This window comes from Dokdonia sp. Hel_I_63 (genome assembly GCF_007827285.1).
Classification (GTDB): domain Bacteria; phylum Bacteroidota; class Bacteroidia; order Flavobacteriales; family Flavobacteriaceae; genus Dokdonia.
In genome coordinates this window covers 3,186,382-3,202,405 of sequence record NZ_VISD01000001.1, presented here as the reverse complement: position 1 = coordinate 3,202,405, position 16,024 = coordinate 3,186,382, and the positions used below count along the sequence as shown (strand labels likewise).

The following is a 16,024-nucleotide window of genomic DNA, read 5'->3' as shown; positions in this document are numbered from 1 at the left end:
GGGTAGTACTTGTTTGTTTGCACTGCAAAGTACGCTCAATTGTTTATAGTTTTAACCTTTTTGATGATTTATTCGTTCAAATACCTACTTTTTTAGGTTAACGGGGATATTGCAGACCGGTATAGGGTTCATTTTGTGCAAATTGGCAGTGTTTAATTTCTTATAAAGATCAAAAACTCGTCGTTGTTCTGTAGTGAAAGCTTCAACAGTTTTGTTATTATCACCACTCTTAAGTAACTCATCTTGATGCATTGCCCATTCAAGTTGGTCATAAGTTGCGCCTATTTGATCTTCATCCGTACGATCATCTCCCCATAAGCCATCGGTTGGAGCTGCGTTCTGTATGCTTTCTGGAACGCCAACTGCTGCTGCAAGTTCAAAAACTTCAGATTTCATAAGGTCTGCAATAGGGCTGAGGTCAACACCGCCATCACCATACTTTGTGTAAAATCCTACGCCGAAGTCTTCTACTTTATTACCTGTACCAGCAACGAGGTATTTATGAAGACCCGCAAAGTAATATAAGGTACTCATGCGAAGTCTAGCTCTTGTGTTTGCTAGGCTTAGGTTGAGCTGCTCGCTGTCTTCTGCAGTTGGGACTGCGCTTTTTAATTGTTCAAAGGTTTCTGTAAGATTCACCTCTAAGCTCGAGACATTTGCAAAACGCTTTTTGAGCTGGTTGATATGCTCCTTAGCACGAGTCACCTGGCGTTCATCTTGATGTATTGGCATTTCTACACAGAGAACACGTAGTCCAGTTTTTGCACAAAGTGTTGAGGTAAGTGCACTATCAATACCGCCACTTATACCTATTACAAAGCCAGTCATTCGGGCGTTTGTTGCATATTCTTTAAGCCAGTTTACAATGTGGTCTACTACTTTATCGGTTTGCATAGGTTGCTCTGTTTTGAAGTGCTTTAAATTGGTACTTTTGTATCCTTAAATGTATAAAATATACACTTTAAGAAAAGGACTCGTTTTTCTTGAATATAAAGATACAAACTCTATGAATAAAATACTTATAATTCTGTCATTGCTGGTATGCCTTACTAGTTGTACAGAAGACACAAAGACTCCACCAGAAATCAAAGCAATGTCTGTAGATATGAAGGTGAGAAGATTTGATCAACTGTTTGCAGCTGCTTCAAAGGAAGATCTAGCGTCACTAAAAGCAGAGTTTCCGTATTTGTTTTCAAAAAAAATTCCTGATGAGTACTGGGCACAACGTTTTACAGATACTATACAGCTAGAAATTAACGAGGAGATTGCAAAAGTCTTTCCGGATTTTAAGAGTGAAAAAGCTTCCATAGAAGATCTTTTTCGTCATATTAAGTATTACTTCCCAGAAACTACAGTTCCTAAGATTGTAACCTTAACGACAGAGGTAGATTATAGAAATAAAGTGGTACTTGCAGACAGCCTCTTGTTAATAGGATTAGATACGTACTTAGGTGCAGACCATCATTTTTATGTAGGTATTCCAAAATTTCAAAGCAAGAATTTTAGAAAAGAGCAGATGCCAGTTGATATAGCAGCTGCATTTGCAAAAACTAAAGCTAATAGATTACGTCAAAAGGATTTCCTTTCTGAGATCATACATGAAGGTAAAAAACTATACCTCATGCAGCTATTGCTTAGTGAGACACCTGCACATGAAATATTAGGTTATACACCTGAGGAGTTATTGTTTGCACAAGAGAATGAAAAAAATATGTGGGAGTTCTTTGTAAAAAACGAACTGTTATATAGTACAGATAGAAAGCTTTTAAGTCGTTTTATTAATCCAGCGCCTTTCTCAAAATTCTATCTTTCCTTTGACAATGAGACACCTGGTCGAGTGGGGAGATATATAGGTCATGAGATTGTAAAATCATATATGGATAACAACGATGTGTCGCTTAAAGTCTTATTGAATCAAGATGCAACTATTATCTTTGCAAACGCAAAATACAAACCCTAAGGAATGGCTAAGAAAGAAAAATCTGAAATTAAAATAGCAATCGAACTTGATGAGAATCGTGTTCCAGAAAGTATGGCTTGGACTGCACGTGATGGTGGAGTAGCAAACGAGGAAGCAAAAGCAATGCTTCTTTCTTTATGGGATCCTAACCAAAAGGAAACTGTACGTATTGATTTATGGACAAAAGATATGCCTGTAGATGAGATGCAGCAATTTTTTCACCAAGTACTTGTGGGTATGACAGAGTCTTTTCGTCGTGCTACAAATGATGAGAAAATGGCAGATACTATGAAAGATTTTGCAGATTATTTTGCAGAACACCTTGACCTTGAAGATAAAAAGTAAGCTTCACAAACTATTGTTTGTGTACAACGCAAACTCTGGCGCAATAAACGCCCTTTTAGACGCAGCTCATAAAGTGGTGCGTCCACAAACCTATCAATGTGCACTCTGTGAGATTACTCATGGAGTGTTTAAGGAAAAGGAGGAATGGTTACGCTTTCGCGAAAGCGTACATACTCCATTAGAATTTCTTCACAAGGATGAGTTTTTAAAAGCTTATAAATCTAAGTGGTTGCCTAAGTATGAATTTCCTTTGGTGCTAGCAGTTACAGAAGCTGGTCTGGAGGTTGTAATAAGTGCAGATATATTTGCTGGTATTGCATCTTCTCAAGAACTTATTGAGCAAGTCAATAAAATTATAGAATCCTATTAATCGACCTAGTTATTAGTAACCCGGCTTTAGGTTTTCATTGAGGTCTTCTATGTAGCCTAAAATTTCATCTTGACCATCACCATGAGAAGCGCTGCTCACAAAGTATTTAGGAAATTCCCACCATACACCATCAAGCATAATCTTTTTGTAGACTTCTATATTACGTTCTAGTGCTTGAGGACGTAGCTTATCTGCTTTGGTGAAAATGATAGAAAATGGAATCTCTTTTTCTCCGAGATATTCCATAAATTCCATATCTATTTTTTGAGGCTCGTGACGACAATCTACAAGCACAAAGGCAGAGATCATTTGCTCGCGTTGCTCAAAATAATCTGTAATGAATTTTTGGAAGTATTTTTTATCTTTCTTAGATACACGAGCATATCCGTAGCCAGGTAAATCTACGAGGTGCCAGTTTTCGTTAATCAAGAAGTGATTAATAAGCTGCGTCTTACCAGGTCTTCCAGATGTTTTGGCCAGACTCTTACGGTTAGTAAGCATATTAATAAGCGAAGACTTTCCTACATTAGAACGGCCTATAAAGGCGTATTCCGGGATGCGAGTATTAGGGCACTTTGTGACTTCGGAGTTACTTACTACAAAAGAGGCAGACTTGATTTTCATATCGCAAAAATAGTAATGTAATCGTTTAATAAAGAATATGGAGCACATTATATGCTCAAAGTCTCAAGAATGAGTATGAGTTGCTATGTATGCTTGTTGTAGGTGAAGATTCTTAAAATGCTCTCTCCTTAAGCCACTTTAATAAAACGTCGTTGAATTCTGTAGGCTTTTCCATCATAGCTGCATGACCACATTCCTCTATCCAAAACAGATCTGAGTCTGGAAGTAGTTTATTAAAATCTTCTGCAACCTCAGGTGGAGTAACACCATCTTGACGTCCCCAAATAATACAAGTCGGTGTATTCATGTCTGGAAGGTCTTGTGCCATGTTATGACGTATTGCGCTTTTTGCTATAGCAAGCGTCTTAAGTAATTTATTGCGATCGTTTACTGTGTCGTACACCTCGTCTACAATTTCTTTGGTAGCACACTCAGGATTATAAAATACCCCTTGTGCTTTCTTTTTGATGTACTCATAATCACCACGCTTAGGGTAGCTTTCTCCCATCGCACTTTCATAAAGTCCAGAGCTGCCTGTAATTACAAGAGCCTTTACTTTTTCCGGAGACATTTTAGTGTGATACAGTCCCACATGACCACCCATAGAATTACCTAGAAGAATTACTTCTTCATAGCCTTTCATTTCAATGAATTCGTCAAGATACTTAGCAAACGATTTTACCCCAGTTTTGATAAGAGGCATCGTGTATACTGGAAGTTCCGGGATTACCACTTTATACCCATTTTCCGAGAAATGAGAAGTCACTGCATCAAAATTACTCAAGCCTCCCATTAAACCATGTAGAATGATAATTGGTGTCCCTTCGCCTTTTTCTAGATAAGTAAATTTCCCTTCGGTAATTAAGTCGTGTTTCATAAAAGTGGTTAGTAATCGGTATAAGCAAATATAGTTATTTCGGTTTTGATTAGTTGCGCTTTTTTTACAATGGTCTTAATGCATGATACTGAGCATTTTTAAGGTTATAGCAAGTTGTTTTACTATGCTTTCGCGAAAGCAAAAAAAGAAAATTAAGCTCAGAAGAGAAAGAAAATTATAAAATTCTACTCATCAACATATTGTTAACAAGTGGAGGAAGGTGGTACAACTTATCAACAAAGTGGTAGAATGTGGTAAAAAGTGGTAATATTTGCGCTATATTTGAGTTAATACATAAAAACTAATCTATCTCGAGTGATTAACCTCATTGGAACATACGAATGTAAAATAGACGCTAAGGGCCGACTCATGTTGCCTCAAGCGTTTAAAAAGCAGCTGGCTCCTATCCTTCAGGATGGTTTTGTGCTTAAGCGTGCTGTGTTTCAAAAGTGCCTCGAGTTATATCCTATTGCAGAGTGGAACACGCTAAGTGCAAAGGTGAATAAGCTTAATCGTTTTAATAAGAAGAATGATGAGTTTATACGTCGTTTCAATGCAGGTGTTAAGCCAGTAGAAGTTGACGGAACAGGAAGAGTTTTAGTGTCGAAAGATTTAGGAAATTTTGCAAAACTTGAGAAGTCGATTGTGGTAAATGCTGCTTTCAATATTCTCGAGATTTGGGATAAGGATTTATACGAAAAAGCCATTGATGAGGCAGCAGTAGATTTTGCAGATCTTGCTGAGGAAGTGATGGGAGATAGCGATGTACCAGATGGATTATCATAACCCAGTATTATTAAAAGAGACCGTAGATGGTCTCAATATCAAGCCAGATGGCGTCTATGTAGATGTCACCTTTGGTGGTGGTGGTCATTCTCGTGAGATTTTGAGTAGGCTAGGTCCTGAGGGGAAACTTTATGGTTTTGATCAAGATGTAGATGCTCAAGAGAATATTATTGAGGATGAGCGATTCACGCTTATTCCAGAAAACTTTAGATACATCAAGCGATTTATGCGTTTTCATGGTGTGAAAAAAGTAGATGGAATTCTTGGTGATTTTGGGGTGAGTTCGCATCAATTTGACGTAGCAGAGCGTGGTTTTTCTACTCGTTTTGAGAGTGATCTCGATATGAGAATGAATCAAAAAGATACTTTATCTGCTTATAACGTGATCAATGATTATGAGGAGGAGGATTTAAGGCAGGTGTTCTGGCAGTACGGAGAACTTCGTAATGCGCCTAAGCTTGCTAGCACTATCGTGCAAGAGCGCAATAGTCAGTTTATAAAAACAAGTGAGCATCTCAAAAAAGTGTTAGCTCCGTTTTTGCCTAAGCATAGAGAGCATAAAATACTTGCTCAGATTTACCAGGCAATTCGCATTGAAGTAAATCAAGAGATTGAAGTGCTTAAGGAGTTTTTAATGCAAACAGAGCAATTACTTGATACAGGTGGGAGAATAAGCTTGATAAGCTATCACTCGCTTGAAGATCGTTTAGTGAAGAGGTATATAAGAAGTGGGATGTTTGAAGGTGAGCCGGAGAAAGATATGTATGGGAATTTTGAAGTTCCTTTTAAGAAAGTAGGGAAGCTCATTATTCCAGATAGTAAAGAGATAAAATTAAACAACAGAGCGCGCAGTGCAAAGTTGAGAATCGCTGAAAAACTTTAAGGAACACAGTGAGCAAGTTTAATAATATACTCAAGGGTAAATTTCTAGTAGATGAGGATGCCTTTAAAAACTGGAGGATGATCATCTTTATTTCTGTACTAGCATTAATCATGATTGCTAGTTCGCACAGAGCAGATGAGAAGGTCTATGAGATTGCAAGGTTAAAAGAAGAAGTAGCCGAGCTGAGAAGCGAAGCGGTAGACAGCCGAGTAAATCTCTGGAAGTTAAAAACAAATAGTAGTGTGGCAAGAGCGCTAGAAGCAAGAGGAATTAAACCTTCTAATGTGCCGCCAAAAAAGATAAAAGTAACAACAAAAGAAACAGATTAATAACGTGGCAACCACAGAGAAGCACATATTAAACCGCCTTTATTTCGTCGCTGGATGTATGTTCCTCCTAGCGATCATAATCGCATACAAGCTTATCGCGATTCAGGTGTTTCAGGGTGCTAAGTATCGAGAGCTTGCAACTACCAGCACAGAGAAGATGGTTACTATCCCAGCTACTCGTGGTAATCTTTATGCAGAAGATGGGAGTCTTCTTGCTACTTCACAAATCAAATACGATATACGATGGGACGCAGTAGCGCCATCTAAGGAGAATTTCAACGAGAATATAGTTGGTCTTTCTAAGGGCCTTTCTAAAGTTTTAGGGAAGCCTCAATCTTATTATGAGAATAGATTACGTAAAGCACGTAATACCAAAAACCGTTACTTGTTTATTGCTAGAAAACTAGGCTACGCAGAGTATGTGAAGATTAAGTCTTTACCATTATTTAATAAAGGCCAATTTAGAGGTGGGATTATTATCGAGGAGCATACAGAGCGCGAGCATCCACTTGAGAAAATGGCAGAGCGTACCGTAGGGTATGAGCGTCAAGATGATAGTGGTTACTACACACGCGTAGGTCTTGAGGGGGCATATGGATATTACTTGCGTGGGAAAGAAGGACGTCGTCTTAAGCAGAAGATTGCAAAAGGAGAATGGAAGCCTCTTGGTGTAGGTAATGTGATCGAGCCACGAGATGGTTATGATGTAATCTCAACCATAGATGTAAACATTCAAGATGTAGCGCACAATGCTTTATTAGCGAGTTTGCAAAAATATCAAGCAGACCACGGATGCGTGGTCGTTATGGAGACAAAAACTGGAGAGATTAAAGCAATCTCAAATCTAGGTAGAACTCCTGAAGGTAAATACTATGAGCGTCTTAACTATGCAGTGGGCGAGGCGCATGAGCCGGGTTCTACATTTAAGTTGATGTCTATGGTAGCGGCACTTGAGGATAAAGTAATAGACTCAAGTACAGTTTTTGACACAGAAAATGGACGTGTAAAATTTTATGATCGCACTGCGATAGATTCTAAGCGTGGAGGTTATGGTAAGATAACAGCAGCAAAGGCTTTTGAGCTGAGTAGTAATACGGCTTTCGCCAAAATGATAAACGATAACTACGCGTCAGAACCAGAAAAGTTTGTAAAACGACTTTTTAATATGGGGCTTAACGATCAATTAGGACTTGAAATTAAAGGAGAAGGAAAGCCGAACTTTCCTTACCCAGGCGATAAAAACTGGTACGGAACAACCCTTCCATGGATGGCTTTTGGTTACGGAATAGAGTTAACGCCATTGCAAACACTCACATTTTACAATGCGATTGCAAATGATGGAGAGATGGTAAAGCCTCGTTTTATTAAAGAGGTGAAGGAATGGGATCAAACCATTGAGACTTTTGATAAAGAGGTAATCAATTCTCGTATCGCTTCTCAGGCTACTATTAATGTAGTAAAGGAGATGATGAAAAAAACTGTTGAGCGTGGAACGGCTAGAAATATTTATAGCGAAGAGTTTTCAATGGCGGGTAAGACGGGTACTTGCCAGACAGAATATTGGATAGAAGCAGGGAGATATATCTCTTCATTTGCGGGTTATTTTCCAGCAGATGAGCCTAAGTATTCTTGTATTGTAGTGGTAAACAAACCTAAAAAGTCTCTCGGATTTTACGGAAATATTGTTGCTGCACCTGTATTTAAAGAGATTGCCCAAAAGATTTATACAGACACTCCAGTAATTGATGAGGTGAAGTTGCCTACAGGTAATTCAAAGGTTATAGAGGGAGATTATCAGAAGTATTATGCAAATGTGAATAAAGCACATAGTAAGATACCTAATGTGAAGGGTATGCCAGGGATGGATGCAATTGCATTACTAGAAAATCTAGGTTTAAAAGTAAATTTTCGCGGAAGCGGGAAAGTAAAAAGTCAGTCTATAAAAGCTGGTGATAAATTAGAGAAGAATAAAACGATCACGCTACAATTATCTTGATACTACTTAAAGACATATTATATAAAGTAACGCTAGAAACTGTGGTGGGTAACACTGCCGTGGCAATTACTAATGTTTATTTTGACTCGCGCAAAGTGTCACTTAATGACGTGTTTGTTGCAGTGCGTGGTACGCAAAGTGATGGTCATGATTACATAGCAAAAGCTGTAAATCAAGGTGCACTAGCGATTATTTGTGAGGAACTTCCAGAGCAAATTGTAAACGGAATAACATACGTTAAGGTTGCAGATACTTCTAGTGCGCTGGCTACAATAGCTTCTAATTTTTATGGAAATCCTTCGGCTAACTTAAAGCTCATTGGTATTACGGGAACAAATGGTAAGACCACTATCGCTAGTTTGTTATACCAACTGTTTCAAAAAGCAGGTTATAAAACAGGATTGCTTTCTACGGTAAAGATTTTAGTAGATAAGACTGAGTATAAAGCGACGCATACTACTCCAGATAGTTTAACAATAAATAAATACCTGGCAGAGATGTCTGAGGCAGGTGTAGAGTATTGTTTTATGGAGGTGAGTTCACATGGGATTCATCAAAAGCGAACAGAAGGCTTGCGTTTTGAGGGAGGAATATTTACAAACCTATCTCACGATCATCTAGATTACCATGACACCTTTGCAGAATATAGGGACGTAAAAAAGAAATTTTTTGACGAGTTACCAAAAACTGCTTTTGCACTTGTAAACACAGATGACAAGAATGGGGCGGTAATGGTGCAAAATACTAAGGCAAAGAAAGTAACCTACGCCTTAAAGTCATATGCAGATTATAAAGCGCAGATTTTAGAGAACCAATTGTCTGGATTATTACTTAAAATTCAAGATCAAGAAGTTTGGGTAAAGCTTATAGGGTCATTTAATGCTTATAATTTACTAGCCATTTTTGCAACTGCAGAGCTTTTGGGGCTTGATCAAATAGAGGCGCTTAAGCTCCTAAGTGAGTTAGAAAGCGTGTCAGGTCGATTTCAGTATTTTATTTCTGAAGGGAATGTGACGGCAATTGTAGATTATGCACACACCCCAGATGCACTTAAAAATGTGCTAGAGACTATAAATGATATCCGCACTAAAAATGAGGAGCTCATTACGGTGGTAGGAGCTGGTGGAGATAGAGATACTACAAAGCGTCCTAAAATGGGGCATATTGCAAGTGCTCTGAGTACAAAGACAATTATCACAAGTGATAATCCGCGCTCAGAAAAGCCAGAAGCAATTATCGAGCAAGTAGAAGCAGGTGTTGAGCCTATTAACTACAAAAAGATTTTATCTATCACAGATAGAAAGCAAGCTATAAAAACAGCTTGCCAACTTGCAAATCCTGGAGATATAATTCTAATCGCGGGTAAAGGTCATGAGACTTACCAAGAGATAATGGGAGAGCGATTTGATTTTGACGATTATAAAATAGTACAAGAAACCCTTAAACAACTTAATAAGTAATGCTGTATCATCTTTTTCAATGGTTAGACGAAGCTTATAACTTGCCTGGAGCAGGGTTGTTTCAGTTCAGTACGTTTCGTGCTGCACTTGCGGTGTTATTATCATTAGGACTTTCTACTATTTATGGAGAGCGCATTATTAAGCTCTTGCAGCGCAAGCAGATGGGGGAGCAAATACGCGATTTAGGTCTAGAAGGTCAAGCAGAAAAAGCAGGAACTCCTACGATGGGAGGCCTTATTATCATAGGTGCTACGCTTATTCCTGTACTACTGTTAGGTGACTTACAAAACATATATATCCTTCTTCTTATCGTTACAACGGTATGGATGGGAATCATAGGCTTCTTAGATGATTATAAGAAGAAAATGCAAAAAAATAAAGACGGACTTGCTGGTAAGTATAAAGTAATAGGTCAAGTAGGATTAGGAATTATAGTAGGTGCAACGATGTTTTTTCATAGTGATATCACTATCCGTGAAGAGATCAAACAAACTGCTGGTACAGAAAAAGTAGAAATTACAACTGTAAGAGGGGATGCAAAATTTGATGAAGCGCATAAGAGTTTAAAAACTACCATACCATTTGTCAAGGATAACGAACTCAATTATGAAACAATCCTTACAAGCATTAACGAAGATTGGAAAGGATATGCGTGGATCATATTTATACCTATTGTAATATTTATAATCACTGCGGTTTCTAATGGTGCAAACCTCACTGATGGTATTGACGGCCTGGCAGCAGGAACAAGTGCGATTATTGTACTCACCCTCGGGATTTTTGCATTTATATCTGGTAACATCATTTTTAGTGATTACCTCAATGTGATGTACATACCTGGTACTGGTGAGATGCTCATATTTATTGCTGCATTTGTAGGAGCGCTTATAGGGTTCTTATGGTACAATGCGTATCCAGCGCAAGTTTTTATGGGTGACACAGGTAGTCTTACCATAGGAGGAATTATTGCTGTGCTTGCTATTGCAACTCGAAAAGAATGGCTTATCCCAATACTATGCGGAATTTTCTTAATGGAGAATCTTTCGGTGGTGTTGCAGGTGGGATATTTTAAATACACAAAAAAGAAATTTGGTGAAGGTAGACGCATCTTTTTGATGTCACCACTACACCACCATTATCAAAAGAAAGGTATCCACGAGAGTAAAATTGTTTCCAGATTTTGGATTGTAGGGATTTTACTGGCTGTACTTTCAATTATAACATTGAAAATTAGATAATCACGCTTTCGCGAAAGCATAAAAAATGAAGAAACGATTAGTCATATTAGGAGCCGGAGAATCTGGCGTAGGAACTGCCATTTTAGGTAAGGCCAAAGGGTATGATGTATTCTTATCTGATTTTGGAAAAATTAAGGATCACTACAAAGAGATACTTGCTACCGAAGATTTTGCTTGGGAAGAAGAAGGGCATACAGAAGCGCTTATTCTCAATGCAGATGTAGTGATGAAAAGTCCTGGGATACCGGACAAAGCGCCTATTGTGCAGAGGTTACTCGAAAAGGGAGTGGCTGTAATCTCTGAGATAGAATTTGCTTCTCAATATACTGACGCCACTATTGTGGGTATTACTGGAAGTAACGGAAAAACCACTACGACGATGCTTACTGGATTTATTCTAGAGCAAGCGGGAATCAATCTAGGTGTTGCTGGGAACATAGGTGACAGCTATGCAAAGATGGTGGCACAGAAAGAGATTGATACGTATGTGCTAGAAATAAGCAGTTTTCAGTTAGATGGAATCGCAGATTTTGCACCACATATCGCGGTGGTATTAAATGTGACGCCAGATCATTTAGACCGATACGATTATAAGTTTGAAAATTACATTGCTTCAAAATTTAGAATAGCAATGAACCAAAAAGAAACAGATTATCTCATCTACGATGCAGATGACCCTGTGAGTGTGGACTGGCTCAAAAAACATCCAGTCAAATCAAAATTATTGCCTTTTTCACTTGATAAAGAATTTGAAAATGGCGCATTTATAAAAGACAATAACCTAACAGTGCAACTCAATAATAACACCTTTACCATGGCTACAAATAACCTCGCTTTAAAAGGGCAACACAATAAGAAAAATGCAATGGCTGCCTCTACTGTAGCAAATCTATTAAATATCCGTAAAGCTACTATTCGTGAGAGTTTAGAAGGTTTTCAGGGTGTTGAGCATAGATTAGAGCAAGTGCTTAAAATCAATAATGTACAATACATAAATGACAGTAAAGCGACTAATGTAAACGCAACTTTTTATGCTTTAGATAGTATGAGTGAGCCTACAGTGTGGATTGTAGGTGGTGTAGATAAAGGTAATAATTACCGTGATTTATATCCACTTGTTAACGAGAAGGTAAAAGCTATTATCTGTTTAGGTGTTGATAATGCAAAATTGATGAGTCATTTTGGAAACATGGTTGATATTATTGTAGAAACACCTTCTATGTCTGAGGCTGTAAAAATAGCTTATAAAGTGTCTGAGCGCGGAGATAACGTATTACTTTCTCCTGCTTGTGCAAGTTTTGACTTGTTTGAAAATTATGAAGATCGCGGCCGCCAGTTTAAGGAGGCTGTACGTAACCTTTAATTCTGATTTGAAAGCTGATTGTACTTCATTCCCCCGTGTAAGGCAATCAGCTTGTCAGAATTTATTAGTTAAAGAAACCGAATAACAAATAATTACTAAGCGTTGAGTACCACATTTAAAAACATATTTGCAGGATTACAAGGTGACAAGACTATATGGGCTATTGTTGCCCTTCTTGCATTGTTTTCCTTTTTACCTGTATATAGCGCGGCAAGTAACCTCGCATATATTAAAGGTGATGGGAATACGGTGAGGTTTCTTATCAAACATGGCATGCATTTAGTGTTAGGGTTTGCAATGTTGTATGGGGTTCATAAAATACCACATCATTACTTTAAAGGGCTTTCCTTTATTGCGCTTCCAGTTGTGATTATACTGCTCATAGTGACACTGGCTCAAGGAACTACCATGGGTGGAGCAAATGCAAGTAGATGGATTAAAATCCCGATTCTGGGAGTTGGTTTTCAGACTTCCACATTTGCAGGTGTTGTGTTGATGGTATACGTGGCTAGGTATCTTGCAAAAATTAAGGATACCGCAGTAACATTTAAGGAAACTATTGTGCCTCTATGGTTGCCAGTGGCTGCTGTTCTTGCATTGATACTTCCGGCTAACTTTTCTACTACTGCGATTATTGCAGCAATGGTAGTAGCTTTAGTATTCTTGGGAGGTTATCCATTAAAATATTTAGGTATTGTTATTGCAACTGGTGTTGTTGCTCTTCTGTTCTTCGTGTTGTTAGCAAAAGCTTTTCCAGGCGTATTTCCTAACCGTGTTGATACTTGGATAAGTCGTGTAGAAAATTTTGCAAATAACGAAGTAGACGCAGATGCAGATTACCAAATAGAAAAAGCAAAAATTGCCATAGCCTCAGGCGGAGTAATTGGTCTAGGTCCAGGTAAAAGTGTTCAGAAAAACTTTTTGCCACAATCATCCTCAGATTTTATATATGCAATAATTGTAGAGGAGTTTGGTCTTGCGGGAGCAGGATTTTTACTGTTTTTATATATGTTGCTATTGTTTAGAATAACCGTAGTTGCTCACAAAGCAGATACAGTCTTTGCAAAACTAGTTGTGGTAGGTGTAGGATTGCCTATTGTCTTTCAGGCTTTAATTAATATGGCAGTTGCCGTAGAGTTATTTCCTGTTACGGGGCAAACATTACCACTAGTGAGTAGTGGAGGTACTTCTATATGGATGACCTGTCTTGCCGTAGGGATTGTACTTAGTGTAAGTGCAAAACGAGCACCAGTTGTGCCAAAAGAAGAAAGTGAGTTAAACCCTTTAGACATACTTAGTGAAGCCATATAGAGTCATATTATCTGGAGGAGGAACAGGAGGTCATATCTATCCTGCTATTGCTATTGCAAAGGAAATCCAGCGCCGTCATCCTGACGCGCAATTTCTATTTGTAGGAGCTAGTGATCGTATGGAGATGGAAAAAGTACCCCAAGCAGGCTTTGAGATAGAAGGGTTGTGGATTGCTGGAATACAGCGCAAGCTCACGGTAGATAATCTTATGTTTCCATTTAAGCTCATTAGTAGCTTGATGAAATCTCGTAAAATCATTAAGAAATTTAAGCCAGATGTTGTGATAGGTACTGGCGGATTTGCAAGTGGGCCATTGCTTAAGATGGCTACCATTGCAGGGATACCAGCAGTGATTCAAGAGCAAAATAGCTATGCAGGTATTACAAATAAACTGTTAGGTAAGTCTGTGAAGAAAGTATGTGTGGCATATGATGATATGCAGCGCTTTTTCCCATCAGTGCATATTGTGAAGACAGGAAATCCTGTTCGTGCAGATTTATTAGATATAGAAAGTAAACGTAGTACCGCTTTCGCGAAATATGATTTGTCTCACAGTTCAAAAGTGGTATTAATTATAGGAGGAAGTCTAGGTGCAAAGGCTATAAATGAATTGATAGAGAAGCAACTCCCATTTTTTAAACGAAAAGGAGTCCAGGTTTTATGGCAAACAGGTAAGCTATATTACGATAAATACAAGCATCATCAGGCAGATGGTGTTCAGGTGATGGCATATATCGATCAGATGGATATGGCTTATGCAGCTGCAGATATTATTATATCTAGAGCTGGAGCAGGGTCTGTATCTGAGTTATGCATTGTAGGAAAGGCGACTATTTTTATTCCCTCTCCAAACGTTGCCGAAGATCACCAGACTAAAAATGCGCAAGCTATCGAGAAGACGGGTGCTGCAATTTTAATAGCAGAAAAAGACCTCGATAAAAAATTTGAGCTTGTTTTTAAGGGACTCCTCAACGATGAAAAAGTTTGCTTTGAGCTAGGAAGAAAGATAAAAACACTTGCATTACCAAATGCCACAGCAGATATTGTGGATGAGGTAGAGCAATTATTGAAATAATAATTTAAAAACATAACAACCGTAGTTTTAAACTATGGTGTGTAGCATAGATAAATGAAACCTTTAAAAGACATACAGAACATTTACTTCATCGGTATCGGTGGGATAGGTATGAGCGCACTAGCTTTGTACTTCCATAGGGAGGGGAAGAATGTGGCGGGTTATGATAAAACGCCTTCAGATGTTACTGCAGCTTTGCAAGACTCTGGTATTAAGGTTCATTTTGAAGATAAAAAAGAGGGGATTAATAGTTCGTTTACTAGTAAGGAAGATACCCTAGTGGTGTTTACTCCTGCCGTTCCTAAAATGATGGGAGAGCTAGTATATTTTCACGAAAGCGGATTTATGCTTAAAAAACGTGCAGAAGTGCTTGGTATGATTGCAAATCAAACCTTCTCGCTTGCTGTTGCGGGAACGCATGGTAAAACGACTACTTCTAGTATTTTGGGTCATCTACTTGCGGCATCCGGAGCCCCGGTAACTGCATTTATAGGTGGTATTACAAATAATTATAATGGTAATTTAATCCAAAAAGGAAGTGACGTTGTTGTGGTGGAGGCAGATGAGTTTGATCGCTCATTCCTACAGCTTAGACCAGATATTCTCTGTGTGACTTCGATGGATGCAGATCATCTTGATATTTATGAAGATGAGGCAGACCTTATCGCTACGTTTCAAGAATTTGGGGCACTAGCTCCAGAGAATAAGCGTTTTGTAAAAAACGGACTTCCACTTGCTGGAAATACGGTTGGTATTGAAGAGGATGCAGATTATACTGCGCAGCGAGTACGCATAGAGAATGGCGCTTATGTCTTTGACTTGCATTACCCAGGCGGTGTTTTAGAGAATTTACAATTTAGCCTGCCAGGAAGACATAATCTTTTTAATGCTGTAGCTGCATTAGGGATGGCGCTATCGTATGGCAGTCCTAAAGAAGAATTGGTAGAAGCACTAGCGAGTTATTCAGGTGTTAATCGCCGATTTACATACCGTATCCAGAAAGAAGATATGGTGATAATAGATGATTATGCGCATCACCCTACAGAAATTGCTGCGGTACATCAAAGTGTAAGAGAGATGTATCCAGAGGAGAGTGTGCTAGCTATTTTTCAGCCACACTTATTTAGTAGAACAAAAGATTTTATGAACGATTTTGCAGTAGCGCTTTCTCATTTTGATGAAGTAGCACTGCTGGATATTTACCCAGCAAGAGAAGAGCCTATTGCTGGTATTACTAGCGAGGTATTGCTTAGTGAAATGACGCTTTCGCGAAAGCAAATCATACAGAAAAATGAGCTTACTGATTTAGTGAAAGATACAAATCACAAAATTGTTGTGATGATGGGGGCTGGAGATATAGGTGTAGAGATTTTAAAAGTAACGAAAGAATTGCGTGGTGAAGGTTAA

Annotated in this window: 16 protein-coding genes; 13 read left to right on the top strand and 3 right to left on the bottom strand. The window is 38.4% G+C overall.

Annotated features, from left to right (window positions below; genetic code table 11):
- Positions 1-84: 84 nt before the first annotated feature.
- Positions 85-894 carry an NAD(+) synthase gene (gene nadE, locus JM84_RS14075; protein WP_013751367.1) on the bottom strand — a complete coding sequence of 270 codons (810 nt, stop codon included), beginning with the start codon at positions 892-894 and terminating at the stop codon, positions 85-87.
- A gap of 112 nt (positions 895-1,006) precedes the next feature.
- Here nadE and gldB point away from each other — a divergent pair, with 112 nt between their 5' ends.
- Genes gldB through JM84_RS14060 form a run of 3 tightly spaced genes read left to right on the top strand, consistent with a single transcriptional unit; the run spans position 1,007 to position 2,675 of the window.
- Positions 1,007-1,960: a gliding motility lipoprotein GldB gene (gldB, locus tag JM84_RS14070; RefSeq protein WP_261375759.1), complete on the top strand. Its 954-nt coding sequence runs from the start codon at positions 1,007-1,009 to the stop codon at positions 1,958-1,960.
- A gap of 3 nt (positions 1,961-1,963) precedes the next feature.
- The gene (gldC, locus tag JM84_RS14065; protein ID WP_013751369.1) at positions 1,964-2,305 is read left to right on the top strand and encodes a gliding motility protein GldC; all 342 of its coding nucleotides are present in this window, start codon (positions 1,964-1,966) and stop codon (positions 2,303-2,305) included.
- 19 nt (positions 2,306-2,324) lie between these two features.
- Positions 2,325-2,675 (top strand): hypothetical protein, encoded by a 351-nt coding sequence (locus JM84_RS14060; RefSeq protein ID WP_013751370.1) that lies wholly within the window; start codon positions 2,325-2,327, stop codon positions 2,673-2,675.
- Between the two features lie 12 nt (positions 2,676-2,687).
- Here JM84_RS14060 and yihA read toward each other — a convergent pair whose 3' ends face one another.
- Together yihA and JM84_RS14050 are read right to left on the bottom strand one after the other, a co-directional pair.
- On the bottom strand, positions 2,688-3,299 hold the full coding sequence (yihA, locus tag JM84_RS14055) for a ribosome biogenesis GTP-binding protein YihA/YsxC (protein ID WP_013751371.1): 612 nt from the start codon (positions 3,297-3,299) through the stop codon (positions 2,688-2,690).
- 112 nt (positions 3,300-3,411) lie between these two features.
- Entirely contained in the window at positions 3,412-4,176 is a 765-nt protein-coding gene (locus tag JM84_RS14050) for an alpha/beta fold hydrolase (RefSeq protein WP_013751372.1), read from the bottom strand.
- Positions 4,177-4,491: 315 nt separating this feature from the next.
- Between JM84_RS14050 and mraZ the strand changes: the two genes are divergently transcribed.
- The 10 genes from mraZ to murC all read left to right on the top strand — a co-directional run bounded on the left by mraZ (position 4,492) and on the right by murC (position 16,024).
- Complete coding sequence (gene mraZ / locus JM84_RS14045) at positions 4,492-4,962, top strand: division/cell wall cluster transcriptional repressor MraZ (protein WP_013751373.1); 471 nt, start codon at positions 4,492-4,494, stop codon at positions 4,960-4,962.
- Positions 4,949-5,845 (top strand): 16S rRNA (cytosine(1402)-N(4))-methyltransferase RsmH, encoded by an 897-nt coding sequence (gene rsmH / locus JM84_RS14040; RefSeq protein WP_041295670.1) that lies wholly within the window; start codon positions 4,949-4,951, stop codon positions 5,843-5,845. Before mraZ ends, rsmH begins: the two co-directional genes overlap by 14 nt.
- A gap of 8 nt (positions 5,846-5,853) precedes the next feature.
- On the top strand, positions 5,854-6,174 hold the full coding sequence (locus JM84_RS14035) for an FtsL-like putative cell division protein (protein ID WP_013751375.1): 321 nt from the start codon (positions 5,854-5,856) through the stop codon (positions 6,172-6,174).
- A gap of 4 nt (positions 6,175-6,178) precedes the next feature.
- Positions 6,179-8,170: a penicillin-binding protein gene (locus JM84_RS14030; protein WP_013751376.1), complete on the top strand. Its 1,992-nt coding sequence runs from the start codon at positions 6,179-6,181 to the stop codon at positions 8,168-8,170.
- Complete coding sequence (locus JM84_RS14025) at positions 8,167-9,630, top strand: UDP-N-acetylmuramoyl-L-alanyl-D-glutamate--2,6-diaminopimelate ligase (protein ID WP_144784865.1); 1,464 nt, start codon at positions 8,167-8,169, stop codon at positions 9,628-9,630. The genes JM84_RS14030 and JM84_RS14025 overlap by 4 nt, the downstream gene beginning before the upstream one ends.
- Positions 9,630-10,868, top strand: coding sequence for a phospho-N-acetylmuramoyl-pentapeptide-transferase (mraY, locus tag JM84_RS14020; RefSeq protein ID WP_013751378.1), 1,239 nt, complete (start codon positions 9,630-9,632; stop codon positions 10,866-10,868). The genes JM84_RS14025 and mraY overlap by 1 nt, the downstream gene beginning before the upstream one ends.
- A 25-nt stretch (positions 10,869-10,893) precedes the next feature.
- On the top strand, positions 10,894-12,231 hold the full coding sequence (gene murD / locus JM84_RS14015) for a UDP-N-acetylmuramoyl-L-alanine--D-glutamate ligase (RefSeq protein WP_013751379.1): 1,338 nt from the start codon (positions 10,894-10,896) through the stop codon (positions 12,229-12,231).
- 102 nt (positions 12,232-12,333) lie between these two features.
- On the top strand, positions 12,334-13,542 hold the full coding sequence (locus JM84_RS14010; protein WP_013751380.1) for an FtsW/RodA/SpoVE family cell cycle protein: 1,209 nt from the start codon (positions 12,334-12,336) through the stop codon (positions 13,540-13,542).
- A complete protein-coding gene (gene murG, locus JM84_RS14005) occupies positions 13,529-14,617 on the top strand; it encodes an undecaprenyldiphospho-muramoylpentapeptide beta-N-acetylglucosaminyltransferase (RefSeq protein ID WP_013751381.1) in 1,089 nt (362 codons plus the stop codon). Before JM84_RS14010 ends, murG begins: the two co-directional genes overlap by 14 nt.
- Positions 14,618-14,671: 54 nt before the next feature.
- The gene (gene murC, locus JM84_RS14000) at positions 14,672-16,024 is read left to right on the top strand and encodes a UDP-N-acetylmuramate--L-alanine ligase (protein WP_013751382.1); all 1,353 of its coding nucleotides are present in this window, start codon (positions 14,672-14,674) and stop codon (positions 16,022-16,024) included.

Coding starts and splice junctions, on each gene's coding strand:
- murD (WP_013751379.1), top strand. CDS start 10,894: ATGAAGAAACGATTAGTCATATTAGGAGCCGGAGAATCTGGCGTAGGA.
- rsmH (WP_041295670.1), top strand. CDS start 4,949: ATGGATTATCATAACCCAGTATTATTAAAAGAGACCGTAGATGGTCTC.
- murC (WP_013751382.1), top strand. CDS start 14,672: ATGAAACCTTTAAAAGACATACAGAACATTTACTTCATCGGTATCGGT.
- gldB (WP_261375759.1), top strand. CDS start 1,007: ATGAATAAAATACTTATAATTCTGTCATTGCTGGTATGCCTTACTAGT.
- mraY (WP_013751378.1), top strand. CDS start 9,630: ATGCTGTATCATCTTTTTCAATGGTTAGACGAAGCTTATAACTTGCCT.
- JM84_RS14050 (WP_013751372.1), bottom strand. CDS start 4,176: ATGAAACACGACTTAATTACCGAAGGGAAATTTACTTATCTAGAAAAA.
- yihA (WP_013751371.1), bottom strand. CDS start 3,299: ATGAAAATCAAGTCTGCCTCTTTTGTAGTAAGTAACTCCGAAGTCACA.
- nadE (WP_013751367.1), bottom strand. CDS start 894: ATGCAAACCGATAAAGTAGTAGACCACATTGTAAACTGGCTTAAAGAA.
- gldC (WP_013751369.1), top strand. CDS start 1,964: ATGGCTAAGAAAGAAAAATCTGAAATTAAAATAGCAATCGAACTTGAT.